This window comes from Streptomyces sp. XY431 (assembly GCF_001279805.1).
Lineage (GTDB): Bacteria > Actinomycetota > Actinomycetes > Streptomycetales > Streptomycetaceae > Kitasatospora > Kitasatospora purpeofusca.
In genome coordinates this window covers 15023-39208 of the sequence record NZ_LGDO01000335.1, presented here as the reverse complement: position 1 = coordinate 39208, position 24186 = coordinate 15023, and the positions used below count along the sequence as shown (strand labels likewise).

Here is a 24186-nt window from a genome sequence, read left to right as displayed (position 1 = left end):
AGCCGCCCCCGCGGACTGTGACCAGGCGGCAACGATTCACGGACCGCCCTTGTACGACCTGGTGCGGCCGGACGGCGGGCTCGTCGTCCGGCGGGACCGCGGGCTCGTCCACGAACCGGACGGGTGCCGTCGCGCCGTCCGGCTCCGGGTAGCGTGGGTGGCACCATGAACGCATCGCCCTTGGCCGCCGAGCCGTTCCCCGCCCCGCAGCCCCGGACCGAGGACGGGCGCACCCTGCTCGTCAAGGTGTTCGGCAAGGACCGCCCCGGCATCACCGCCGGGCTCTTCGCCACCCTGGCCGGGTTCGGCGTCGAGGTCGTCGACATCGAGCAGGTGGTCACCCGTGGCCGGATAACGCTGTGCGCCCTGGTCTCCGCCCCCGCCGCGCGGGGCGCCGAGGGCGACCTGCGGGCCGTGGTGCACCGCTGGGCCGAGGAGCAGAAGCTCCAGGCCGAGATCATCTCCGGCATCGGCGACAACCGGCCGCGCCGCGAGGGCCGCTCCCACGTCACCGTGCTGGGCCACCCGCTGACCGCCTCCGCCGTCGCCGCGCTCACCGCGCGGATCACGGCCGCGGACGGCAACATCGACCGGGTCTTCCGGCTCGCCAAGTACCCGGTGACCGCCGTCGAGCTGGCCGTCTCGGGTGTGGCCACCGACCGGCTGCGGGCCGAGCTGGCCCAGGAGGCGGCCACCCAGCGGGTGGACGTCGCGGTGGTGGCGGCCGGGCTGGAGCGGCGGGCCAAGCGGCTGATCGTCATGGACGTCGACTCGACGCTGATCCAGGACGAGGTGATCGAGCTGTTCGCCGCCCACGCTGGCTGCGAGCAGGAGGTCGCCGAGGTGACGGCCGCGGCGATGCGGGGCGAGCTGGACTTCGCGGAGTCGCTGCGCGCCCGGGTGGCGCTGCTGGCCGGGCTGGACGCCGCGGTGACCGAGAAGGTGCGGGCGGAGGTCCGGTTCACGCCGGGCGCCCGCACCCTGATCCGCACCCTGCAGCGGCTGGGCTTCCAGGTCGCGGTGGTGTCCGGCGGCTTCACCCAGGTCACCGACCACCTGGTGGAGCAGCTGGGCCTGGACTACGCGGCGGCGAACACCCTGGAGGTGGTGGACGGGAAGTTCACCGGCCGGGTGGTCGGCGAGATCGTCGACCGGGCGGGCAAGGCCCGCTGGCTGGAGCGGTTCGCCGCGCAGGCCAAGGTGCCGCTGGAGCAGACGGTGGCGATCGGCGACGGCGCCAACGACCTGGACATGCTGAACGCGGCCGGGCTGGGCGTGGCGTTCAACGCCAAGCCGGTGGTGCGGGAGGCGGCGGACACCGCGGTGAACGTGCCGTTCCTGGACACCGTGCTGTACCTGCTCGGGATCACCCGTGAGGAGGTCGAGGCGGCCGATGTGGTGGACGTCCTGGACCACCCGGAGGCCGGCGCGCGGGACTGACGGCGCGCGGGGCCGACCGGACGCACCGAGGGGCGCGCGGACCATGTCCGCGCGCCCCTCGTCGTCGATCCGGTCCGCTGCCCGCCGCTCAGTCCTGCGGCGTGAAGTACGAGACCAACTGCGCCACACCCGGTTCGACGTTCTTCCACGAGCCGGAGAAGCTGAGCACCGCGACGGCCGCGGTCGGGAAGCCGCCGAGCCGCAGCCGCTCCAGCGCGTCCCGGTCGCCCTCGTCGCCGGCCAGCACCTGGGTCAGGCCCAGCACCCCCGGGTTGTGGCCCACCAGGACCACGTCGGCGTACTCCTCCGGGGTCTCCTGGAGGACGGTGATGATCTCGCCGGGGCTGGCGTCGTAGACCCGGTCCTCGTAGACGGTCCGCCGCACCCGCTTCGGCAGCTCGTGCGCGGCGAGCTTCCAGGTCTCCCGGGTTCGCAGGGCGGTGGAGCAGAGCACGTAGTCGGGGTTGATACCGGAATCGGCGAGCCAGCGGCCGGATTCCGGGGCCTGGTGGCGGCCCCGGTCGGCCAGCGGCCGCTCGTGGTCGTCGACGCCGTCCGGCCAGTCGGCCTTGGCATGGCGGAGAACGATGATCCTGCGGGGCGTGTCGGCGCTCATACCCAGCAAGCTTGGCAGAAAAGCCGGCCGCGGGCGCGATGCTGCCCGATGGCGCCACCCCCGGCGTCGGGGAGTGCCATCATGCGGGGTTCACCCGGGCGTCCCCCCGGGGTCGGCCGATGTTCCGGGCGGCGACGGTGTCAGCCGATGTTCCGGGCGACGATCGCGACGATCACCAGCAGGACGACGATGCCGCCGATGATCGCGGCGAGCTGGCCGAGCTTCTTGTGGCCGTCGGTGGGGTTCGGTTCGAGAACGGGCATGCCCGGATTCTCCCACCCCGGACACGCCCGTCCCGCACCGGGACCCGTTCCCCCACCGGGACCCGTCAGGCCGCGACGGCCCCGGAGGCCGTCGCCACCGCCTCGTCCTCGATGTGCCGGGCCCGGGCCGCCCGCAGGCCGAACAGCATCTGCGGCACCAGCAGCACCGCCAGGAAGCCGAGCGGCAGGTACCACTCTCCGGTGGCCTGGTAGAGCCGGCCGATCAGGATCGGGCCGGGGATCGAGATCAGGTAGCCGACGCCCTGGGCGAAGGCCGAAAGCTGGGCCACCCCGCCGGCCGTCCTGGCCCGCAGGCCGATCATGGTCAGCACCAGCGGGAAGGCGCAGTTGGACAGGCCCACCAGGACCGCCCACAGCCACGGCGCACCGGCCGGGGCCAGCGCCAGCCCGGTGTAGCCGGCGATGCCGAAGGCCGCCAGGACCACCACGAACAGCCGCTGGTCACCGCGCCGGGCGGCCAGGTTGGGCAGCACGAAGGACACCGGCACGCCGATCACCATGGTCAGCGCCAGCAGCACGCCCGAGGTGCCGGAGGAGACCCCGGCGTCCTGGAAGATCGTCGGCAGCCAGCCCATCACCACGTACGCGCCGGTGGCCTGGAAGCCGAAGAAGATCGCCAGCGCCCAGGCGGTGCGGCTGCGGGTGATCGGCAGCCGCACGGTGTCCGGCGCGCCGGGCGCCGCGCCGGCGGACTCCCGCCGCCGGCCGAGCAGCACCGGGATCCAGAGCAGCAGGGCGACGGCGCCGAGCCCGGCCCAGACCCCCAGTCCGAGCCGCCAGTCGCCGCCGAGCCCCTTGGTCAGCGGGACGGTCACGGCGGCGGCCAGCGCGGTGCCGGCCGAGAGCGCCATCGAGTAGAGGCCGATCATCGGCCCGACCTTCTCCGGGAAGTACCGCTTGATCACCACCGGGATCAGCACGTTGGAGACGGCCACCCCGGCCAGCGCGAGCGCGGTGAGCAGCAGGAAGACCGCCGTGCCGCCGGCGAAGGAGCGGGCCAGCACGCCCGCGGTGATCGCGCCCATGCCCGCGGTGACCACCGCGACCGGGCCGAGCCGCCGGGCCAGACCGGGCGCGGCGAAGCCGAACAGGGCGAAGCAGAGCGAGGGGACGGCGGTGAGCAGGCCGGCCACGGTCGGGCTCATCCCGAGGTCGGTGCGGACCTGGTCCAGCAGCGGCCCGAGGCTGGTGACCACCGGGCGGAGGTTGAACGCGGCGGCGGCGATCGCGAGGGCGAACAGCCAGCCGAGGTGGCGACTTCTGGGCGGAGCCGGCCGCTCGGCCTGCGGCCGGGCGGCGCCCCGGGGGTCGACCCGGGAGGAAGCGGTGACGGGGTCTGCGGTGTCTGCTGCGGACGACATGCGGGCCATCATAGAATGATGGGATGAATTAGCGCATCCTCGAATTGGCATGATGGCCCGACCCACCCGACCCAAGGAGTCCCCCGTGGCGCTGTCCTCGCCGAGGCGCACCCCGCTGTCCGACCAGGTGATCGCCCAGCTGCGCGCGCAGATCACCTCCGGGGAGTGGCCCGTCGGCTCGCGCATCCCCACCGAGGCCGCCCTGGTCGAACAGCTGGGCGTGGCCCGCAACACCGTGCGCGAAGCCGTCCGCGCCCTCGCCCACAACGGGCTCCTCGACATCCGCCAGGGCTCCGGCACCTACGTCCTCGCCGCCAGCGAACTCGCCGGCGTGATGCACCGCCGCTTCGCCGACGCCGACCGGGCCCAGGTCGCCGAACTGCGCACCACCCTGGAGACCGCCGCCGCCGGCCTCGCCGCCGCCCGCCGCACCGACCGCGACCTCGACCTCATGGACTCCGCCCTCGCCCGCCGCGAGGACGCCTGGCACTCCGGCAACGCCGAGGACTTCGTCCAGGCCGACGCCGCCTTCCACCAGACCGTGGTCGCCGCCGCCCACAACGACGTGCTCTCCGCCCTCTACGCCGACCTCGGCGAGGTCACCCGGGCCCTGCTGCGCCACGACGTCGGCCCCGAGATCGTCCCCGAGCGCTACCTCGGCCACGACGACATCGTCGACGCCATCCGCGCCCGCGACGCGCAGCGCGCCTCGCACGAGGCCGGCCGCGCCATCGGGGCCTGCGACCGGGAGGGGTGACCGGGGGCCGGTCCCCGGCCGCTCGCGCCTTGCGGGCGGCGGGATTTGGCGTGCTAACGTCCCGTGAAAATTCGCGGACGGCCGGTCTCCGGCCGCAGTGGACCACAACGGGGAGAACTGATGGCGGATCCGGACCTGAAGCTGGGCCAGGGACCGGGTGGCGGGGGGCCCACCAAAGTGTCGACGAGTGCGCTGGACAAGGCGGCCACCGCACTCGACGGCATCGCCACCGACAGCACCACGGCCGGCAAGACCGCCGACGAGTCGACCGAGGCGGCCGCCGGCAAGCTGAGCGGCTGGGACACCGCCGCCGCCCTGCGCGGCGCGGTCAAGGAGTGGCACGAGCAGGTGTCGCAGCTCAACGGCCGCCTCAACCAGGAGGCCGGGATGATGCGGCAGACCCACACCAACTACCTGAACGTCGAACACGGCATCGCCACGTCGTTCACCGGGAAGGCGTGAGCATGAGCCTGCTCGGTTTCGAGGACGTCATGAAGGCGGACCCGTCCGCGATGGCCAAGGCCGTCGCCGACTGGACCGAGATGGCCCGCAAGTACCAGGGCGTCCAGCAGCGGCTGGAGACCGAGGTGCTCTCGGTCACCGGCAACCAGAACCTCTGGCTCGGTTACACCGCGTTCACCGCCAACCAGCACGTCAGCTACACCCGGCAGCAGGCCATCGACGCGCAGACCGAGGCCAAGGCCGTCGCCTCGATCATCAAGGACGCCCAGGCCGACTTCGAGTCGGCGCAGAAGAAGCTGAAGCAGGCCGTCGCCGACGCCCAGGCCGACGGCATGAAGGTGACCGGCACCGGCTCCGTGATGTTCGACGTCGGCGCCCTCGACCCGGCCACCCGAAGCGCCTACCACCACGAGCCCGACTACCAGCGCGAGTGCAACGAGGCCGCCGGCCAGTGGGCGCAGAAGATCAAGATCTATGTGGAGGAGGCGACCGCGGCCGACCAGCGGGCCGCCCTCCAACTGCGCCGCGCCGCCAAGGTCGGCGACATGAGGAACGAGTTCAACGGCCAGGCGGTCGGCGGCGGCGACGAGGCCGACGGCAAGCGGGCCGCCGAGCTCGCGGCCCGGCTCAAGGACGGCAAGACCCTCAGCCCGGAGGAGCTCGCCGAGCTCAACAACCTGATGAAGGCCAACTCCGGCAGCCCCGTCTACGGCCAGACCCTGCTCAACACGCTCGGCCCCGAGGGCACCCTGCTGCTCGCCGACGAGCTGGAGGTCCGGCTCAACGAGCGGGGCGGCAAGCTCAAGGGCGAGTACGGCGAACTGCAGACCAACCTCGCCAACACCATCGCCGGCGCCACCAGGGACACCAGCACCAAGTTCTACCAGGACTTCCGCAAGGGCCTCCAGGAAGCCGGCGTCAAGAACATCGACGCCCGCCACTTCGGCGGCAACACAGCGCCGATCTACGGCTACCAGACGCTCGCCACCCTGCTGCAGCACGGCAACGCCGGGTACGGCGCGCAGTTCCTGAACGACCTCGGGGCCGATGTCATAGCCGCCGAACGCAAGGACAACCACTGGAGTTCGCACCAGTTCAACGGCCCCCGCCCGGACCTGGTGCACGACCCGGTGGACGGCGTGCTCAAGCTGATGGGCCAGAACCCCGAGGCCGCCACCCAGTTCCTCGACCCCAAGGGACCGGGCGCCGAGGACCGCCTCAAGTACCTGCTGCGCGACCGCGAGTGGCCCACCACCTACACCAACACCCTCTTCGGCCCGCCGATGAACGACAAGGGCACCCACCAGGCCGGCCTCGCCGCCGCCATCGAGGCCGCCGCCACCGGCGACGTCCCCGGCGACAACGCCCACAACGGCGGCCCCCACACCCCGGCCCAGGCCCGGGTGATGCAGGGCGTCATCGACGCGCTGGACGCCGACGGAAAGGGCAGCGAGGTCCACGACGATCTGAAGATGCCGATCGCCAACGCGCTGTCGGACTACGTGGACGACACGCACAAGATCCTCAGTCAGCACCACACCAACGCGGACCACGGCGGCGCCTGGGAGGAGAACGGCGAGGGCCACCTCGGCGGCACCGCCGACCATCTCATCCGGGTCATGCGCGGAGCCTCCGACGAACCGGAGGCCTACGCCACGCTCTACAACGCCGAACGGGCCAAGGCCGCCGAGCTCCTCGCCGCCATCCCGGGCGATCCGCAACTCGGCCCCGAACTCCGCGAGGGGCGGGCTCAGAACATCGGCACCGCACTCGGCGCCTACGACGCAATCCGCTCGGACGTCATCCTGGACGAGAAGGACGACCGGATGGAGTGGGCCGACAAGACCGGCGAGTTCGCCTCCTCGATGAACGGCACCGTGACGGGCTTCATCCCCGAAGTCGGGGACGTCGCCGGCGCCTTCATCGACGCGAGTATCAGCGGCTGGGTGGACGACGTGAAGAAGGAAGCTCAGGACGCAGGCAATACCAAGAACTCCAACGAGCACTTCGCCGCGCTGACCCAGAGCCAGGTCATGGCCGGCGAGTGGGGCCGCCGGAACCACCTCAGCCAGGACGAGACCGAGGTGATTTCGCAGTCCCTGGGGACCGGCCACACCAACGGCCACAGGAATGCGTCGATCGCCCTGGGACGGAACGGTCAGCAGTGAAGCTCTCCCGACGTACTCTGGCGATCCTCGCGGGTGTCGTCCTTCTCGTCCTCGGCGCGGGCGGCCTCGTCTCCTGGCAGTTCCCCAACCTGTTCCTCCCGGACCGGCTCTGCGAGGGCGCTGTCGCCGCCGAGGACGCCGAACGGGTCCTCGGCACGGGCAAAATCGTGGTCGCCAGCAGCCGCGCGTCGAGCGACCGCAACGACCCGGACGCGTACTGCGCGATCAGCCTCAAGCGCGGCGGCAAGTACGTCGCCGAGATCCATCTGCGGACGAGGAAGGCCGCACTCTTCGAGCCCGCCCTGCGGGCCGATCCGGCGATGTCCCAGCCCGACCGGGGGCCGGTGGGCGCGTTCGGCAATTCACGCGGCTGGTTGCTGATGGCACCAGGCTGCCGGCTCGCTTCCAAGGACGCCGAGAACTACCCGGCCCGGGACGCCGATGCGGTCGCGGTGGACGTCACCCGCGACAACCAGCCCGATCCCTACCAATCCGCCCGTGCCGATACGACCGCGTCGCCCGCCGCGCGGGAGAGTCTGGCCCGGCTGGCGTCCGGGTTCGCGGCTGCCGTCGCCCGGCGCTCCGGCTGCGGATCCACCGAGGTGCCCGACCTCCACCTGACCACCGGCGAGCAGGTCGGACAGGTCGTCGTCGACGGGCAGCTCTGCGGAGTCCCCGGAGCCGGTGCAACCGGAAAACTCCAGGCCGATCTTCGCCAGGACCTCAGCAGCCCTTCGGCTCCCGTCCAGTCCTGCTGGATCTACGACGACAACCGATCGACCCCGGTCTACCGGTTCACCGCCACCCTCGATGCGCGCTACCCGAAGTTCGCCGTCCTCAGTGTCGGCAACAGCCCCCTGGGTCCGTTGCCGACCGGCTGGCGGGGAACCGGCAAGGACAATCTGGTTGTCGCGCCGTGCGGTACCGGCAGCCTCACGCTCGAAGCCTTCCGGTCGTCGGCCGAGGACCGAGGGGTCTCGGCCCTCGAAACCTCCGCCTTCCGGGCCTGGGCCAACGCCATGGCGGCCAAGTACGGCTGCGAGCCGGTCGCCCCCAAGTAACCCCGGAAAACGCCGCTGCCCGGCACCCCCTCCTACGAAAGGGGTGCCGGGCAGCGGCGTTCGTACCTACCCGAGGCGTCAGGCGCCGATGGCGTGCAGGCCGCCGTCGACGTGGACGATCTCGCCGGTGGTCTTCGGGAACCAGTCCGACAGCAGGGCGACGACGCCGCGGCCGGCCGGCTCCGGGTCGCTCAGGTCCCACTTCAGCGGGGAGCGGTCCTCCCAGGTGGCGGCGAGGTCGCCGAAGCCCGGGATGGACTTGGCGGCCATCGAGCCGATCGGGCCGGCCGAGACCAGGTTGCAGCGGATGTTCCGCTCGCCCAGGTAGCGCGCCAGGTAGCGGTTGGTCGACTCCAGGGCGGCCTTGGCCGGGCCCATCCAGTCGTACTGCGGCCAGGCGTACTGGGCGTCGAAGGTGAGGCCGACGACCGCGCCGCCGTCCTGCATCAGCGGCAGCAGCGCCGTGGTGAGCGACTTCAGCGAGTACGCCGAGACGTGCATGGCGGTGGCCACGGACTCCCACGGCGTGTTCAGGAAGTTGCCGCCCAGGGCGTCCTGCGGGGCGAAGCCGATGGAGTGGACGATGCCGTCCAGGGTCGGCAGGTGCTCGCGCACCTGGTCGGCGATGCCGGCCAGCTGCTCCTCGCTGGAGACGTCCAGCTCCAGGACCTTGACCGGGTTCGGCAGCTTCCTGGCGATGCGCTCGGTCAGGCTCGGCCGCGGGAAGGCGGTGAGGATGACCTCGGCACCCTGCTCCTGGGCCAGCTTGGCGGTGTGGAAGGCGATGGAGGACTCCATCAGCACACCCGTGATCAGAATGCGCTTGCCCTCAAGGATTCCGCTCATGACTCAGTGACCCATGCCCAATCCGCCGTCCACGGGAATGACGGCTCCGGTGATGTACGCGGCCTCGTCCGAACCGAGGAACCGCACGGTGGAAGCGACCTCGGCGGGCGCCGCGTAACGGCCCAGCGGCACGCCGGCGACGATCTCCGCGCGGCGCTCGTCGGTGAGCACCGCGGTCATGTCGGTGTCCACGAAGCCGGGGGCGACCACGTTGACGGTGATGTTGCGCGGACCCAGCTCGCGCGCCAGCGAACGGGCGAAGCCGACCAGGCCGGCCTTGGAGGCGGCGTAGTTGGCCTGGCCCGGGGAGCCGGAGAGGCCGACGACCGAGGAGATCAGCACGATCCGGCCCTTGCGGGCGCGCATCATCAGCTTGGACGCGCGCTTCACCACGCGGAAGGTGCCGGTGAGGTTGGTGTCCAGGACGGAGGTGAAGGCCTCCTCGGACATCCGCAGCAGCAGGGTGTCGTTGGTGATGCCGGCGTTGGCGACCAGCACCTCGACCGCGCCGCCGTGCGCGGCCTCGATCTCGGTCAGCGCGGCGTCGACCTGGGCACTGTCGGTGATGTCGCAGCGCACCGCGAGCACGTCGTACTTGGCCAGCGCCTCGGGGACCTCACCCGAGCGGCTGGTGATGGCGACCTTGTCGCCCGCCTCGGCGAAGGCCAGGGCGATCGCGAGGCCGATGCCCCGGTTGCCTCCGGTGACGAGAACCGAGCGGCTCAACGATCCACCTCTCTCCGTTGTGTGCGCACGCCGTGTGTCCGCGTACCACTCCGTGATGTCCGCGCACGTCGAAACGATGTACGCGTTGCGACGCTATCGGTCGGCCCGGCGCGGCGACGAATCGGGCTCCCACAGCGCAGCACCGGTGGAACTGTCGGTACCCGACAATTCGGCCCGGGGCGGATTTCCCGCCATTCCCCCATGTGGCGGGGCCGTATTGTCGTGTCCACTGAGCCGCACGTCCGGGAACCCGGCAGCGGGGCACGCCCGTTGTGCCCCCTGGTGCGGCACGAGCCGGGGCCGCCGCACCGGGGCCGACCCGGGCCCACGGCCGGACAGGGGCCCCGGCGACGACGATGCGGAGCGCGGAATGAGCGAGGCACAGGCCGGGACGACCCACCGGCGCGGACGACTGGCGGCCCTGGCCGCACTGGCGGCCGGCGCGGGAGCGGTCGCCTGGGCGCTGCGCGACCTGCCGGCGGCGTTCGGCCGGCGGCCGGACGGCGAGCGGGAGGAGCGGCTGCGCAACTCCCCGCAGTACCGCGACGGCGTCTTCCACAACGCGCCCTCCGAGCTGGCCCGGCCGACCGCCCAGGCGGGCATCGACGTGGAGACGGTGCGCCGGGCGCTGTTCCAGCGCGACGGCCGCACCCCGAGCCACCCGGTGCCCACCGTCCGCCCGGCCGAGGGCGCCGGGACGGCCGCCGAGGGCGTGGCGGTCACCTGGTACGGGCACGCCTCGGCGCTGGTCGAGGTCGAGGGCGCGCGGGTGCTGCTCGACCCGATCTGGAGCGAGCGGTGCTCCCCCGCCGCGCAGGTCGGCCCGCGCCGGCTGCACCCGGTGCCGGTGGAGCTGGAGGAGCTGCCGCAGGTGGACGCGGTGCTGATCTCGCACGACCACTACGACCACCTGGACATGGCGACCGTCCGGCGGCTGGTGCGCAGCCAGTCCGCGCCGTTCGCGGTGCCGCTCGGCATCGGCGCCCACCTGCGCCGCTGGGGCGTGCCCGAGCACCGGATCATCGAGCTGGACTGGAACGAGACCTGCACGCTGGGCGAGCTCACGGTCACCCTGACCGCCGCCCACCACTTCTCCGGCCGGGGCCTGACCCGCAACACCACGCTGTGGGGCTCCTGGGTGATCGCCGGTCCGAACCGCCGGGTCTACTACACCGGCGACTCCGGCTACTTCGAGGGCTACGCGCGGATCGGCGCCCAGCACGGCCCGTTCGACGCCGCGCTGGTGCAGGTCGGCGCGTACGACCCGGCGTGGGCCGACATCCACATGACGCCGGAGGACGCCGTCCTCGCCCACCGCGAGCTGGACGCCGGACTGCTGGTCCCTGTGCACTGGTGCACCTTCAACCTGGGACTGCACCCGTGGGCCGAGCCGATCGAGCGGCTGCTGGTGGCGGCCAAGGAGCAGGGCGTGCCGCTGGCGGTGCCGCGCCCGGGCGAGCGGGTGGACGTCGACAACCCGCCGGAGCCGGACGGCTGGTGGGAGGGCGTCGCCTGAGCCGGACGGGACCGATGGGACCGGCGCGGCCGGAGCCGACGCGCGCCGAGGGGCCACGCCGGGAGGAATGCGCTGGCCGGAAGCCCCGGTGACGGGCCATGATGCCGTGCGGGTACCCCCGTTCACCCGGGGGTCCTGCACCACCGTCCCCCCGACCAGGGAGCCCGATTGCCTCCGCTGCCCCCGACCAGCACGCCCCCGGCCCCCGGCGGCGCCGCCCCGCGCACCGTCGACCCGCTCTTCCTCGGCCTGCCGCTGCGCGCGCTGGCCGACGCCGCCCTCACCCGGGCCCGTGAACTCGGCGTCGAACACGCCGACTTCCGCCTGGAGCGGGTGCGCAGCGCCTCCTGGCGGCTGCGCGACGCCCGACCGGCCGGCACCTCCGACAGCGTCCAGCTCGGCTTCGCCGTCCGGGTGCTGCTGGACGGCGCCTGGGGCTTCGCCGCCGGGGTGGACCTCACCCCGGACGCGGCGGCGCGGGTGGCCGAGCAGGCCGTCGCGGTGGCCCGGCTGTCCGGCGGGATCAGCCGCGCGGCTGGGTCGAAGGAGCGGGTGGAACTGGCCGCCGAGCCGGTGCACCCGGACGTCACCTGGGTGTCCGCGTACGACGTGAACCCCTTCGAGGTGCCGGACGCCGAGAAGACGGCACTGCTCGCCGGGTGGAGCTCCCGGCTGCTGGCCGCCGAGGGCGTCTCGCACGTCCAGGCGACCCTGCTGACCGTGCAGGAGAACAAGTTCTACGCGGACACCGCCGGCACCGTCACCACCCAGCAGCGGATCCGGCTGCACCCGGAGCTGGAGGCCACCTCGGTGGACGGGCGCACCGGCGCCTTCGAGTCGATGCGCACCCTCGCCCCGCCGGTCGGCCGCGGCTTCGAGTACCTCACCGGCGCAGGCTGGGACTGGGACGCCGAACTCGCCGAGCTGCCCGTCCTGCTGGCCGAGAAGATGCGGGCGCCGAGCGTCGAGGCGGGCCGCTACGACCTGGTGATCGACCCGTCCAACCTGTGGCTGACCATCCACGAGTCGATCGGCCACGCCACCGAACTGGACCGCGCGCTCGGCTACGAGGCCGCCTACGCCGGCACCTCCTTCGCCACCTACGACAAGCTCGGTTCGCTGAAGTACGGCTCCGAGCTGATGCACGTCACCGGCGACCGCACCGCCGAGCACGGCCTGTCCACGATCGGCTACGACGACGAGGGGGTGGCCGCGCAGTCCTGGGACCTGGTCAAGGACGGGGTGCTGGTCGGCTACCAGCTCGACCGGGCGATGGCCGGGCTCAAGGGGCTCGGGCGGTCCAACGGCTGCGCCTTCGCCGACTCCCCCGCGCACGTCCCGGTGCAGCGGATGGCGAACGTCTCGCTGCAGCCCGCCGCCGACGGCCCGTCCACCGAGGGCCTGTTCGCGGGCGTCGAGAACGGCCTGTACATCGTCGGCGACCGCTCCTGGTCGATCGACATGCAGCGGTACAACTTCCAGTTCACCGGGCAGCGCGCGTACGCCATCCGCAACGGCGAACTCGCGGGCCAGGTCAAGGACTTCGCCTACCAGGCGACCACCACCGACTTCTGGGGCTCGATGGCGGCCGTCGGCGGCCCGCAGACCTATGTGCTGGGCGGCGCCTTCAACTGCGGCAAGGCGCAGCCCGGCCAGGTCGCCGCGGTCAGCCACGGCTGCCCCTCGGCGCTGTTCCGGAACGTCAATGTGCTCAACACCCAGCAGGAGGCGGGTCACTGATGGCCGCGACGCAGCCCCACGAACTCGTCGAGCTCGCGCTCGGCCTCTCCCGCGCCGACGGCTGCGTGGTGATCGCCGACGAGGAGTCGACCGCCAACCTGCGCTGGGCCGGCAACGCCCTCACCACCAACGGCGTCACCCGGGGCCGGCGGCTCACCGTGATCGCCACGGTGGACGGCGCCGAGGGCACCGCCTCCGGCGTGGTCTCCCGCGAGGCCGTCGTCCCGGAGGAGGTGGCCGCGCTGGTCCTGGCCGCCGAGGAGGCCGCCCGCGCGGCCGGGCCGGCCGAGGACGCCCGGCCGCTGGTCACCACCGCCGAGCAGACGCCCTCGCCGGACTTCACCGCGCCCCCGGCGGAGACCTCGATCGAGGTGTTCGCGCGGTTCGCGCCCGCCCTCGGCCGGGCCTTCGCCGACGCGGCCGGGCGCGGCGAGCTGCTGTACGGCTTCGCCCGGCACGAGATGGTCACCAGCTACCTGGGCACCTCCACCGGCCTGCGGCTGCGGCACGACCAGCCGACCGGCATGGTCGAGCTGAACGCCAAGGCCGCCGACCTGTCCGACTCGGCCTGGGTCGGCGCCGCCACCCGGGACTTCGCCGACGTGGACGTCACGGCGCTGCACGCCGAGGCGACCCGGCGGCTCGGCTGGGGCGCCCGGCGGATCGACCTGCCGGCCGGCCGGTACGAGACGCTGCTGCCGCCGTCGGCCGTCGCCGACCTGATGATCCACCTGAACTGGTCGTCCGGCGGCCGGGACGCCGTCGAGGGCCGGACGGTGTTCTCCCGGCCCGGCGGCGGCACCCGGATCGGCGACAAGCTGGCCGGGCTGCCGCTGACCCTTCGCTCCGACCCGGCCGAACCGGGCCTGGAGTGCGCGCCGTTCGTGCTGGCGCACGCCAGCGAGGACGAGTCCTCGGTGTTCGACAACGGCCTGCCGCTGACCGCCACCGACTGGATCCGCGACGGCGAGCTGGCCTCGCTGGTCACCAGCCGCCACTCGGCCGCGCTGGGCGGCCTGCCGGCCCGACCCGCGGTCGACAACCTCGTCCTGGAGGCGGCCGGCCAGGAGTCCGCGCCGACCCTGGAGGAGATGATCGCCGGCACCGAGCGCGGCCTGCTGCTCACCTGCCTCTGGTACATCCGCGAGGTGGACCCGGCGACGCTGCTGCTGACCGGGCTGACCCGGGACGGCGTCTACCTGGTGGAGAACGGCGAGGTGGTCGGGGCGGTCAACAACTTCCGCTTCAACGAGTCGCCGGTGGACCTGCTCGGCCGGATCACCGAGGTGGGCCGGACCGAGCGCTGCCTGCCGCGCGAGTGGAGCGACTGGTTCACCCGGACGGCGATGCCGCCGGTCCGGGTCACGGGATTCAACATGAGTTCGGTCAGCCAGGCCTCGTAGCCGGGCGGCCGTTGGGGGGAACGACGGGGATGGACGAGAAGCGCACAGTCAGGACGAGCAAGATGCTGTCGCGGATCCTGCGGCACGAGCCGGAGCGGGTCGGGGTCGCCCTGGACCCGGCCGGCTGGGTACGGGTGGACGTCCTGCTCGCCGCGCTGGCGGCCCGGGGCACCCGGCTGACCAGGGCGGAGCTGGACCACGTGGTGGCGACCAACAACAAGCGCCGCTTCGCCTACTCGCCGGACGGCCTCTCGATCCGGGCCAGCCAGGGGCACACGGTGGCGGTCGACCTCGGTCTGGCCGCCACCGAGCCCCCGCCGGTGCTGTTCCACGGCACGGCGACCCGGAGCCTGGGGGCGATCCTCCGGGAGGGGCTGCGCCCGATGGCCCGGCAGGACGTCCACCTGTCCGCGGACTCCGACACCGCGACCCGGGTGGGCTCCCGGCACGGCCGCCCGGTGGTGCTGGTGGTGGACGCGGCCGCGATGGCCGCCGCGGGCCACGAGTTCCGGGTGAGCGCCAACGGGGTCTGGCTGACGGACGCGGTGCCGCCGGAGTACCTCTCCCGGCCTCTTTGAGGCGTGTCCGCCGACCCGGTCTCGTCGCCGGACCCCTCCGGGCGTACCGTGAGGTGGCCGCGCGGCGAGGCGCGCGGGAGCGTGGACGAGGGCGGTAGGGACATGGTCAAGAGCACCGGGACCGGACAGGTCCACCGGATCACGGGGGCCCGCAGCAGCCTCACCGAGGACGTCCGGGGCCGCCAGCGCCGCTATGTGGTGTCGATGCTGCTGCGGACGGTCTGCGTCCTGCTCGCGGTGGTGCTGTGGGACGTGCAGCGGTGGCTGGCGCTCGCGGCACTGGCGGGCGGGGTACTGCTGCCGTACTTCGCGGTGCTGCTCGCCAACGCGGGCCGGGAGCGCGCGCCGGGCCTGCCGTCGACCTTCGACGTACCGCCGGAGACTCCGCTGATGCTGGGCCCCGGGGGCACCGGTGGCCGAGGGGCGAATGTGACTCACGGTGCCGATGGGTCGGGCCGTGTGCCCACCGATTCTTCACAGGCTCAGAGCTGAGCGCCCGCTTTGCCCGGCTTTCCCACCCTTGCCTGAGTGGAAAGCTCAAAAGAAGCTCAGATTAATCATGCAAGACCTCCCCATACCCCTCCCCTGCCGTGACATACTGCGTACGCGCTCCGCATCCCCCGTCGGAGCGACGGACCGACGCCGGGCAGCTCCCCCCGTGGCTGCCCGGCGTCGCCATGTGTTCTCCGAGTCCGGCTCCCCCGCCCTCCTCCCGGAGGAACGGCTCCGGAGCGTGACAGACTGGCGGTGACCATCCCCGCCGGTCCCCCACCGATCACGCGCCGATCTGCCGCCGAACGCCCGAGGACGATTCCGATGCTGCTCCCCGACGCCCCTCAGCCGCAGACCCCGATCTGCTCCGCCAAGGGCTGCCGCGCGGACGCCGTCTGGGTCCTGGTCTGGAACAACCCCAAGCTGCACACCCCGGACCGCCGCAAGACCTGGCTCGCCTGCGACGAGCACCGCGAGCACCTCTCCCAGTTCCTGGGCGTCCGCGGCTTCCTCAAGGAGGTCCTCCCCTTCGCCGGGTGGACCCCCGACGCGGGCTGAGCCGCGGCAGACCGGCCCTAGCCGCCGATCGCCGACATCGGGCGGGTGGGCTGGTGGAACTCCGGGCTGTCGATCCCGGCGCCCGCCTTCTTGCCCCACATCGCCGTCCGCCAGCGGTCGGCCAGTTCGGCGTCGTCGGCGCCGGAGCGCAGGGCGGTGCGCAGATCGGTCTCGCCGGTGGCGAACAGGCAGTCGCGGACCTGGCCGTCGGCGGTGAGCCGGGTGCGGTCGCAGGCGCGGCAGAACGGACGGGTCACCGAGGCGATCACCCCGACCCGGCCCGGCCCGCCGTCCACCAGCCAGCGTTCGGCGGGGGCCGCGCCCCGGGTCGCGGAGGGCTCGGGGGTGAGGTCGAAGCGGGCGGCCAGCCGCTCCAGGATCTCCTCGGCGGTGACCATCGAGGAGCGGTCCCAGCCGTGCTGGGCGTCCAACGGCATCTGCTCGATGAACCGCAGCTCGTAGCCGCGCTCCAGGCACCAGGCGAGCAGCGCGGGCGCCTCGTCCTCGTTGACCCCGCGCATCAGCACCGCGTTGAGCTTGACCGGGGTGAGCCCGGCGGCCTCGGCGGCGGCCAGGCCGTCCAGGACGTCCTGGTGGCGGTTGCGCCGGGTGAGGGTGTGGAAGGTGTCCGGGTCGAGGGTGTCCAGCGAGACGTTGACCCGGTCCAGGCCGGCCGCGCGCAGCGCCGCCGCGGTCCGGGCGAGGCCGATGCCGTTGGTGGTCAGCGAGAGCTCGGGGCGCGGGTCGAGGGCGGCGCAGGCCTGGACGATGCCGACCAGGCCGGGGCGCAGCAGCGGCTCGCCGCCGGTGAAGCGGACCTCCTGGACGCCGAGGTCGCGCACCGCGACCGTCACCAGCCGGACGATCTCCTCGTCGGTGAGCAGTTCGGGCTTGGGCAGCCACTGGAGGCCCTGCTCCGGCATGCAGTAGGTGCAGCGCAGATTGCACCGGTCGGTGAGGGAGACCCGGAGGTCGACGGCGCGGCGGCCGAAGGTGTCGAGCAGCACGGCGGTCCCTTCCCGAGTGAGGTGCCGCCCGGTGAGCGGCCGGCCCGGCCACCGTCGCGGCGGCGCCGGGCCAGCTTAGTCATCAGCTGTTCATCAGTGGGCGCCCAGCCCGGTCAGCGAGCGGACCTCCAGTTCAGCGTACTTCGCCGGGTCGGCCTGTTCGCGGGAGAGCACGGTGCCGAGCCAGCCCGCGAGGAAGCCGACCGGGATCGAGACCAGGCCGGGGTTCTCCAGCGGGAACCAGTGGAAGTCGGAGTGCGGGAAGAGCGAGTTCTTCCCGCCCGAGACCACCGGTGAGAAGAGCACCAGCACCACCGAGGTGACCAGTCCGGCGTAGACGGAGCTGACCGCGCCGACCGTGTTGAACCGCTTCCAGAAGAGCGAGAACAGCAGGGTGGGCAGGTTCGCCGAGGCGGCGACCGCGAAGGCCAGGGCGACCAGGGCGGCGGTGTTGAGCTTGTCGGCGAACAGGCTGAGCGCGATCGCCACCGCGCCGATCCCGGCGGCGGCCCACTTGGCCACGTACACCTCCTGGCGCTCGGAGACCTTGCCGCGCCGGATCACGTTGGCGTAGAGGTCGTGGGCGAAGGAGGCCGAGGAGGCGAGGGTGAGTCCGGCGACCACGGCGAGGATGGTGGCGAAGGCGACCGCGGAGATCACCGCGAGCAGCACGGCGCCGCCGGTGGTGCCCGCGCCGCCGCCCAGGTTCTCGGCGAGCAGGGGGGCGGCGGTGTTGCCGGCCGCGTTGGAGGCCTTGATGGTCTTCGGGCCGACCAGCGCGGCGGCGCCGAAGCCGAGTGCGAGGGTCATCAGGTAGAAGCCGCCGATGATGCCGATCGCCCAGAGCACGGACTTCCGGGCGGCCTTGGCGGTGGGCACGGTGTAGAAGCGGACCAGGATGTGCGGCAGGCCGGCGGTGCCCAGCACCAGCGCGAGGCCGAGGCTGAGGAAGTCGAGCTTGCTGGTGCCGGTGGCCCCGTACTTCAGCCCCGGCTCCAGGAAGGCGTTGGCCTTGCCGCTGGCGTCGGCGGCGGCGCCGAGCAGGCTGGAGATGTTGAAGTGGTACTTGGCCAGCACCAGGACGGTCATCAGCGCGGTGCCGGCGATCAGCAGCACGGCCTTGACGATCTGCACCCAGGTGGTGCCCTTCATGCCCCCTATGGCGACGTAGAGGACCATCAGCGCGCCCACCGCGACGATGGTCCAGCGCTTGGCCCCGTCGCCGCTGACCCCGAGGAGCAGGGCGACCAGGCTGCCGGCGCCGACCATCTGGGCGAGCAGGTAGAAGATCGACACCACGATGGTGGAGATGCCCGCGGCGGTGCGCACCGGGCGCTGGCGCATCCGGAAGGCCAGCACGTCGGCCATGGTGTAGCGGCCGGAGTTGCGCAGCGGCTCGGCGACCAGCAGCAGCGCGACCAGCCAGGCGACCAGGAAGCCGATCGAGTACAGGAAGCCGTCGTAGCCGAACAGGGCGATGGCGCCGGCGATGCCGAGGAACGAGGCCGCGGACATGTAGTCGCCGGAGATGGCGAGGCCGTTCTGGAAGCCGGAGAAGCCCCGGCCGCCGGCGTAGAAGTCGGCGGCGTCCTTGGTCTGGCGGCCGGCCCAGACGGTGATGCCGAGGGTGGCGAGCACGAAGACCCCGAACAGGGTCATCGTGAGGCCGCGGTGGTCGGTGGCGGATGTGGCGAGCAGGTTCATTCGGCGGCCTCCCGGGGGGCGTGGACGACGGCGCCGCGCGCCTCGCGGATGGCGGCCGCGGGCGGGTCCAGCCTCCGGGCGGCGTAGCGCGCGTACCAGGCCGCGATGGCGAAGGTGGTGACGAACTGGAGCAGTCCGAGGACGAGGGCGACATTGATGTGCCCGACGACCTTGGTGCCCATCAGGCCGGGGGCATAGCTGGAGAGCAGGACGTAGAGCAGGTACCAGAGCACGAAACCGATGGTGACCGGAAACGCGAAGCTCCGGAACGAGGACCGGAGGCCGCGGAACTCGGCGCTCTCCTCGATGAGTTGGGTTTCGGTGGCGGTGGTGTCGATCGGCGGCGATTCCACTCTGACTCCTCACTCGTTCGGCGTAGTGGTCGCACCAGTGGAACGATCGGACGTGAGCGGCGTCACAGTCCGGATGCGCGCCGCGCAATGCTAGGAGGGTGGCGCGTAAGCCGAAAGGGTTTGACCGTGACCAGCCAGACGTTCACCCCTCTGCACTAACCGATTGGCCGAAAACCACCGTATCCGGGCAAACGAAAGGGGCGGCACCGGCCATTCGGTGCCGCCCCGACCACCCGTCAGGACCTCTTCGCGACAGGCTCCGTCGAGAGCCTGGGTTCAGAACTCGATCCGCACCTTCAGCGCGGAGCGGTCGGCCATCGCCCGGTAGCCGTCCGGGACGCCGTCCAGGTCGACCGTGCGGTCGAAGACCAGGCCCGGCTCGATCGCGCCGGACAGGACGTCCGGGAGCAGCTCGGGGATGTAGGCGCGGGCCGGCGCGACGCCGCCGTTGAGCGAAACGTTTCGGCCGAACATCTGACCGATGTCCACGCCCGCGCTGCCGCCGTGCGGCACACCCACGTAACCGACCGCCCCGCCGTCCCGGGCGATCGACACCGCGGTGCGCATCGACTCCTCGGTGCCGACCGCCTCCAGCACGGCGTGCGCGCCCTGCCCGCCGGTCAGCTCGCGCACCGCCTCGATCGCCGCCTCGCCGCGCTCGGCGACCACGTCGGTCGCGCCGAACCGGCGGGCCAGATCGGTCCGGGCGGTGTGCCGGCCCAGCGCGATGATCCGCCCGGCACCCAGCCGGTGCGCTGCCAGCACGCCGCACAGGCCGACCGCGCCGTCCCCGACCACCGCCACCGTGGAGCCGGCCCGGACCCGCGCCGAGACCGCCGCGTGGTGACCGGTCGCCATCACGTCCGACAGCGCCAGCAGGCCCGGCAGCAGCTTCTCGTCGCCCAGCGCCTCCTTGGGCAGCTTCACCAGGGTGCCGTCCGCGAACGGCACGCGCACCGCCTCGCCCTGCCCGCCGTCCGAGCCGACCTCGCCCCAGAAGCCGCCGTGCGGGCAGGAGGTCTGCAGGCCCTCGCGGCAGAAGTCGCAGGTGCCGTCCGACCAGACGAACGGCGCCACCACCAGGTCGCCCGGGCGGAAGTCGCGGACCTCGGCGCCGGCCTCCTCGACCACACCGAGGAACTCGTGCCCGATCCGCTGCCCGGCCACCCGCGAGGCGACACCGCGGTACGCCCACAGGTCGCTGCCGCAGATGCAGGCGTTCACCACCCGCACCACGACGTCGGTCGGCTGCTGGACGACCGGGTCCGGCACCTGCTCGATCCGGATGTCGTTGGGACCGTGGATGACGGTGGCGCGCATGAGGGTTCGTCCTTCGCAGAGGTGTCCGCAGGGGTGGCGCGGACGACCGGAAAACAGTCGACCAGATGTACGACGACTGCACCGCCCACTCTATTCCGGCCGGTCCCCGGCAACATTCCGGACAGCGGCGGACCGGGGCCGACCTGGCCGGACCGCCCTCCGGGACCGCCGACGGGCCGTATTCTGTTGCACCATGTACGCGATCCAGCCCGAGACCCCCGGCGCAGCTCCGCGGACCGCCCCCCTCCCGGCACAGCGGTCCGCCGCGCCCGCCGCCGGCTTCGCGGTGGTGGACGTCGAGACCACCGGCCTCGGCCGGACGGACCGCGTCATCTCGGCGGGCGTCTACCAGCTGGACGAGGAGGGCGAGGTCACCGACCACTGGTACACCCTGGTCAACCCCCAGCGCGACCCCGGCCCGGTCTGGATCCACGGCCTCACCGGCGACCAGCTGGCCGGCGCCCCCACCTTCCCGGAGATCGCCGGCGAGTTCGCCGAGCGGCTGCGCGGCCGGGTCCTGGTCGCCCACAACGCGCTCTTCGACTGGAACATGATCTCCCGCGAGTTCTCCCGGGCCGGCCTGCACGCCCCGGTCGACCACCGGCTGTGCACCATGGTGCTCGCCCGCGACCTGCGGCTGCCGCTGCCCAACGGCAAGCTCTCCTCGCTCGCCGAGTACTTCGGCGTCAAGCAGCGCCAGGCGCACAACGCGCTCGACGACGCCCGGGTCCTCGCCGAGGCCTTCCGCCCCAGCCTGCACCTGGCCCGCTCGGGCGGTGTCCCGCTGCCGCTCCAGTCCTGCGTGGCCGTCACCGACCTCGGCGAGGACGCGCCCGCCTCCCCCTCCCGGGCCTCCTGGACCGGTGCGGCCTACCGCCAGGCCAAGAAGCGCCCGCCGTGCCCCTACCCCAACCCCGGGCGCTGGGAGGACGGCAGTCCGCTCGTCCAGGGCATGCGGGTGGCCTTCACCGGCGACACCGCCACCGACCGGGAGCTGCTGGAGGACCGCGCCGTCGAGGCCGGCCTGCACATCGCCACCTCGGTGAGCCGCCTCACCAGCCTGCTGGTGACCAACGAACCGGGCAGCTGGAGCGGCAAGGCCCGCCGGGCCCGCGAGCTCGGCACCCCGGTCGTCGGCGAGGACGCCTTCCTCCAGCTGCTGCGCGAGGTCGCCCCGCACCCCGGTGCGTGAGCCGGTTGTGAACAGGGCGTACCGTGCCCATGTGTACCGTTTTCTGCTCTCCCGGCGCTGGCTGATCACCCTGCTGATCGCCCTGCTGCTGATCCCCACGACCGTCCGGCTGGGGTTCTGGCAGCTGCACCGCCACGAGGCGCGGGTGGACCGCAACGAGCTGATCGCCCGGTCCCTCACCGACCCGCCCGTGCCGTTCGACACCCTGTCGGCGGCGCCCGGCTTCGCCGTCCCCAAGGACCTCACCTGGCGGACCGTGACGGCCACCGGGCAGTACGACCCGGCGCACGAGTTCGTGGTCCGCAAGCGGACCGACTCCAGCGGCGACAAGATCGGCTACTTCGTGATCACCCCGCTGGCGCTCGCCGACGGCGCGGGCACCGTGCTGGTCAACCGGGGCTGGGTGGCCTCCGGCAACTCCGCCGTCGAGTACCCCGCCGTGCCGGCCGCCCCGACCGGCCAGGTCACCCTGACCGGCCGGCTGCGCGCCGACGAGGCCGCCGGCGGCAGCATCAAGGACCGGGCCGGACTGCCGGACCGGCAGTTCAACCTGATCAGCTCCACCCAGCAGGCCAAGGACACCGGCGCCGCCCTGCTCGGCGGCTACCTGGAGCTCACCGCCACCCAGCCGGCCCCCGCCGACCAGCCCGAGCTGCTGCCCGAGCCCAACCACTCCGACATCGGGCCGCACATGGCGTACGCGATCCAGTGGTGGCTGTTCACCGCGCTGATCCCGGTCGGGTTCGTGGTGATGGCCCGGCGCGAGGCCAAGGACCGCCGCAAGGAGGCCGCCGGGACCGAGGGCCTGCCGGTCGCCGTCCCGGCCTGAGCCCGCCGCTGTTCGGCCCGGACGCGCGGCTGCTAGAGCACGTCCTCCAGGTCGCGCAGCAGCCGGGCCTTGGCCCGCGCCCCCACCACCGCCTTCACCGGCTCGCCGCCGCGGAACACCATCAGCGTCGGCATCGACAGCACCCCGTAGGCCGCCTGGGTCTCCGGATTGTGGTCCACGTCCAGACTGACCACGGTCAGCCGGTGCGCCTCCTCCCGGGCGATGTCCGCCAGGACGGGCGCCATCTGGCGGCACGGCGGGCACCAGTCCGCCGTGAAGTCCACCAGTACCGGCCCCTCGGCGGCCAGCACCTCGGCGGCGAAGGTCCCGTCCGTCACCGCTGTCACTCCCGCGATCCGCATCATGCTCTACCTCTCCCCTGTGTTCCGGTCGGGGGCCGCGGACGCGGCCCACTCGCACTGCGGCGGCTCCGCGGCGGCCCCGGCCGCCAGCGCGTCGCGCTCCCGCTCGGCCCGGGCGAACTGCTCGGACACCTGGGAGCGGACCTCCTGCAGCCGGGCGATGCACTCGTCCAGTTCGGACAGCTTCTTCCGGTAGACCTCCAGCGAGGCCGGGCAGGAGTCGCCGTGCGGATGCCCCGCCTGCAGGCACTCGACGAACGGCCTGGTCTCCTCCAGTCCGAAACCGAAGTCCTGGAGGGTGCGGATCTGCCGGAGCAGCCGCACATCCTCCTCCCCGTACGCGCGGTACCCGTTGCCGGCCCGACGGGCCGGGAGCAGCCCGAGCTGCTCGTAGTACCGCAGTGCCCGGGTGGTCGTCCCCGCCCGCTTCGCCAGTTCACCGATCCGCATGTCCGGACCCTGCCCTTCCGGCAGCCGTCCGAACGCCGCCGGGACCGACGGTAGACCTTGACGCCGACGTCAACGCCAGCGGCGGTGGCGGCGGCCGGCCCCGCCGCGCCCCCTACCTCCGGCCCGGGCCCACCCGGCAGGATGTCCCCATGGATCTTGGACTGCAGCACAAGGTGTACGTGGTCACCGGGGCGACCCGGGGCCTGGGCCTGGCCACCGCCCGCGAACTCGCCGCCGACGGCGCCCGGGTGCTGGTCACCGGTCGCGGAGCCGCCGCCGTCGACGCCGCCGTGGCCGAGCTCGCCGCCCTCGGCGACGGGCCGGACTCGGTGCACGGACTGGTGGCCGACAACGCCGACCCCGGCACCGCCGAACGGCTGGTCACCGCCGCCGTCGAGCGCTTCGGCCGCCTCGACGGCATCCTGATCAGCGTCGGCGGACCGCAGGCCGGACCGGTCGCCACCGCCCCCGAGGAAGCCTGGCGGGACGCCTTCGAGTCGGTCTTCCTCGGCGCCCTGCGGATCGCCCGCGCCGCCGCCGCGACCCTCGGCGAGGGCGGGGTGATCGGCTTCGTGCTCTCCGGGTCGGTCCGCCAGCCCATCCCCGGCCTCGGCATCTCCAACGGCCTGCGCCCCGGCCTGGCGATGGCCGCCAAGTCGCTGGCCGACGAGCTCGGGCCGCGCGGCATCCGGGTGGTGGGCCTGCTCCCGGCCCGGATCGACACCGACCGGGTCCGTGAGCTCGACGCGCTCGGCGGCGACGCGGAGGCCTCCCGCGCCCACCACAGCGCCGCGATCCCGCTCGGCCGCTACGGCACCCCGGAGGAGTTCGGCAAGGTCGCCGCCTTCCTGCTCTCCCCCGCCGCCTCCTACCTCACCGGAGTGATGGTCCCGGTCGACGGCGGCGCCCTGCGCGGCCTCTGAGCCGCCTTCGGACGGCCGTCCCCGCCGGGGGCCGGGCG

The 24186-nt window shown here is 73.0% G+C and carries 25 protein-coding genes; 14 read left to right on the top strand and 11 right to left on the bottom strand.

Going from position 1 to position 24186, the window contains the following annotated elements; genetic code table 11:
• Positions 1-165: 165 nt before the first annotated feature.
• Positions 166-1440, top strand: coding sequence for a phosphoserine phosphatase SerB (gene serB / locus ADK60_RS25135; protein WP_045940075.1), 1275 nt, complete (start codon positions 166-168; stop codon positions 1438-1440).
• A gap of 88 nt (positions 1441-1528) precedes the next feature.
• Here the strand turns inward: serB and ADK60_RS25130 are convergent, their stop codons facing one another.
• From ADK60_RS25130 to ADK60_RS25125, 3 genes are all read right to left on the bottom strand, one after another.
• Complete coding sequence (locus ADK60_RS25130; RefSeq protein WP_045940063.1) at positions 1529-2056, bottom strand: SixA phosphatase family protein; 528 nt, start codon at positions 2054-2056, stop codon at positions 1529-1531.
• 140 nt (positions 2057-2196) lie between these two features.
• Positions 2197-2319 carry an SGM_5486 family transporter-associated protein gene (locus ADK60_RS47815; RefSeq protein ID WP_266274030.1) on the bottom strand — a complete coding sequence of 41 codons (123 nt, stop codon included), beginning with the start codon at positions 2317-2319 and terminating at the stop codon, positions 2197-2199.
• 65 nt (positions 2320-2384) lie between these two features.
• Entirely contained in the window at positions 2385-3710 is a 1326-nt protein-coding gene (locus ADK60_RS25125) for a CynX/NimT family MFS transporter (protein ID WP_063783259.1), read from the bottom strand.
• Positions 3711-3786: 76 nt separating this feature from the next.
• Between ADK60_RS25125 and ADK60_RS25120 the strand changes: the two genes are divergently transcribed.
• The 4 genes from ADK60_RS25120 to ADK60_RS25105 all read left to right on the top strand — a co-directional run bounded on the left by ADK60_RS25120 (position 3787) and on the right by ADK60_RS25105 (position 8149).
• The gene (locus tag ADK60_RS25120) at positions 3787-4458 is read left to right on the top strand and encodes a FadR/GntR family transcriptional regulator (RefSeq protein WP_053649066.1); all 672 of its coding nucleotides are present in this window, start codon (positions 3787-3789) and stop codon (positions 4456-4458) included.
• A 120-nt stretch (positions 4459-4578) separates the two neighbouring features.
• Entirely contained in the window at positions 4579-4920 is a 342-nt protein-coding gene (locus tag ADK60_RS25115) for a hypothetical protein (RefSeq protein WP_052709073.1), read from the top strand.
• 2 nt (positions 4921-4922) lie between these two features.
• Complete coding sequence (locus ADK60_RS25110; RefSeq protein ID WP_053649064.1) at positions 4923-7088, top strand: DUF6571 family protein; 2166 nt, start codon at positions 4923-4925, stop codon at positions 7086-7088.
• A complete protein-coding gene (locus tag ADK60_RS25105; RefSeq protein WP_053649062.1) occupies positions 7085-8149 on the top strand; it encodes a hypothetical protein in 1065 nt (354 codons plus the stop codon). The genes ADK60_RS25110 and ADK60_RS25105 overlap by 4 nt, the downstream gene beginning before the upstream one ends.
• A 78-nt stretch (positions 8150-8227) precedes the next feature.
• Here the strand turns inward: ADK60_RS25105 and fabI are convergent, their stop codons facing one another.
• Both fabI and fabG read right to left on the bottom strand, forming a co-directional pair.
• On the bottom strand, positions 8228-8995 hold the full coding sequence (gene fabI / locus ADK60_RS25100; RefSeq protein WP_045940060.1) for an enoyl-ACP reductase FabI: 768 nt from the start codon (positions 8993-8995) through the stop codon (positions 8228-8230).
• 3 nt (positions 8996-8998) lie between these two features.
• Positions 8999-9721, bottom strand: a complete 723-nt coding sequence (gene fabG, locus ADK60_RS25095) for a 3-oxoacyl-[acyl-carrier-protein] reductase (RefSeq protein WP_030398256.1) — start codon at positions 9719-9721, stop codon at positions 8999-9001.
• 370 nt (positions 9722-10091) lie between these two features.
• On the opposite strand from fabG, the gene ADK60_RS25090 reads away from it, so the two are divergent.
• From ADK60_RS25090 to ADK60_RS25065, 6 genes are all read left to right on the top strand, one after another.
• Entirely contained in the window at positions 10092-11237 is a 1146-nt protein-coding gene (locus ADK60_RS25090) for an MBL fold metallo-hydrolase (protein ID WP_045940059.1), read from the top strand.
• A gap of 177 nt (positions 11238-11414) precedes the next feature.
• Positions 11415-12977 (top strand): TldD/PmbA family protein, encoded by a 1563-nt coding sequence (locus ADK60_RS25085; RefSeq protein ID WP_053649081.1) that lies wholly within the window; start codon positions 11415-11417, stop codon positions 12975-12977.
• Positions 12977-14380 carry a metallopeptidase TldD-related protein gene (locus ADK60_RS25080; RefSeq protein WP_053649060.1) on the top strand — a complete coding sequence of 468 codons (1404 nt, stop codon included), beginning with the start codon at positions 12977-12979 and terminating at the stop codon, positions 14378-14380. Before ADK60_RS25085 ends, ADK60_RS25080 begins: the two co-directional genes overlap by 1 nt.
• 29 nt (positions 14381-14409) lie before the next feature.
• Positions 14410-14958 carry an RNA 2'-phosphotransferase gene (locus ADK60_RS25075; protein WP_053649058.1) on the top strand — a complete coding sequence of 183 codons (549 nt, stop codon included), beginning with the start codon at positions 14410-14412 and terminating at the stop codon, positions 14956-14958.
• A 102-nt stretch (positions 14959-15060) separates the two neighbouring features.
• On the top strand, positions 15061-15450 hold the full coding sequence (locus ADK60_RS25070) for a DUF3099 domain-containing protein (protein WP_045940071.1): 390 nt from the start codon (positions 15061-15063) through the stop codon (positions 15448-15450).
• Between the two features lie 324 nt (positions 15451-15774).
• Entirely contained in the window at positions 15775-16008 is a 234-nt protein-coding gene (locus ADK60_RS25065) for a hypothetical protein (protein WP_030398262.1), read from the top strand.
• Positions 16009-16025: 17 nt separating this feature from the next.
• On the opposite strand, the gene moaA is transcribed toward ADK60_RS25065, so the two are convergent.
• The 4 genes from moaA to ADK60_RS25045 form a co-directional block, all read right to left on the bottom strand.
• Positions 16026-17015: a GTP 3',8-cyclase MoaA gene (gene moaA, locus ADK60_RS25060; RefSeq protein WP_053649056.1), complete on the bottom strand. Its 990-nt coding sequence runs from the start codon at positions 17013-17015 to the stop codon at positions 16026-16028.
• 93 nt (positions 17016-17108) lie between these two features.
• Entirely contained in the window at positions 17109-18719 is a 1611-nt protein-coding gene (locus ADK60_RS25055; RefSeq protein WP_045940052.1) for a monocarboxylic acid transporter, read from the bottom strand.
• The gene (locus tag ADK60_RS25050) at positions 18716-19072 is read right to left on the bottom strand and encodes a DUF485 domain-containing protein (protein ID WP_045940051.1); all 357 of its coding nucleotides are present in this window, start codon (positions 19070-19072) and stop codon (positions 18716-18718) included. The genes ADK60_RS25055 and ADK60_RS25050 overlap by 4 nt, the downstream gene beginning before the upstream one ends.
• Positions 19073-19348: 276 nt before the next feature.
• The gene (locus ADK60_RS25045) at positions 19349-20392 is read right to left on the bottom strand and encodes a zinc-dependent alcohol dehydrogenase family protein (RefSeq protein ID WP_053649054.1); all 1044 of its coding nucleotides are present in this window, start codon (positions 20390-20392) and stop codon (positions 19349-19351) included.
• A 193-nt stretch (positions 20393-20585) separates the two neighbouring features.
• Between ADK60_RS25045 and ADK60_RS25040 the strand changes: the two genes are divergently transcribed.
• Both ADK60_RS25040 and ADK60_RS25035 read left to right on the top strand, forming a co-directional pair.
• The gene (locus tag ADK60_RS25040; protein WP_053649052.1) at positions 20586-21584 is read left to right on the top strand and encodes a DEDDh family exonuclease; all 999 of its coding nucleotides are present in this window, start codon (positions 20586-20588) and stop codon (positions 21582-21584) included.
• A 31-nt stretch (positions 21585-21615) separates the two neighbouring features.
• Positions 21616-22413: an SURF1 family cytochrome oxidase biogenesis protein gene (locus ADK60_RS25035; protein WP_053649050.1), complete on the top strand. Its 798-nt coding sequence runs from the start codon at positions 21616-21618 to the stop codon at positions 22411-22413.
• 32 nt (positions 22414-22445) lie between these two features.
• Here ADK60_RS25035 and trxA read toward each other — a convergent pair whose 3' ends face one another.
• Positions 22446-22778: a thioredoxin gene (gene trxA, locus ADK60_RS25030; protein WP_030398269.1), complete on the bottom strand. Its 333-nt coding sequence runs from the start codon at positions 22776-22778 to the stop codon at positions 22446-22448.
• Positions 22779-22781: 3 nt separating this feature from the next.
• A complete protein-coding gene (locus ADK60_RS25025; RefSeq protein ID WP_045940049.1) occupies positions 22782-23225 on the bottom strand; it encodes a MerR family transcriptional regulator in 444 nt (147 codons plus the stop codon).
• Positions 23226-23374: 149 nt separating this feature from the next.
• Between ADK60_RS25025 and ADK60_RS25020 the strand changes: the two genes are divergently transcribed.
• Complete coding sequence (locus ADK60_RS25020; RefSeq protein ID WP_045940048.1) at positions 23375-24148, top strand: SDR family oxidoreductase; 774 nt, start codon at positions 23375-23377, stop codon at positions 24146-24148.
• The last annotated feature ends 38 nt before the right edge of the window (positions 24149-24186 follow it).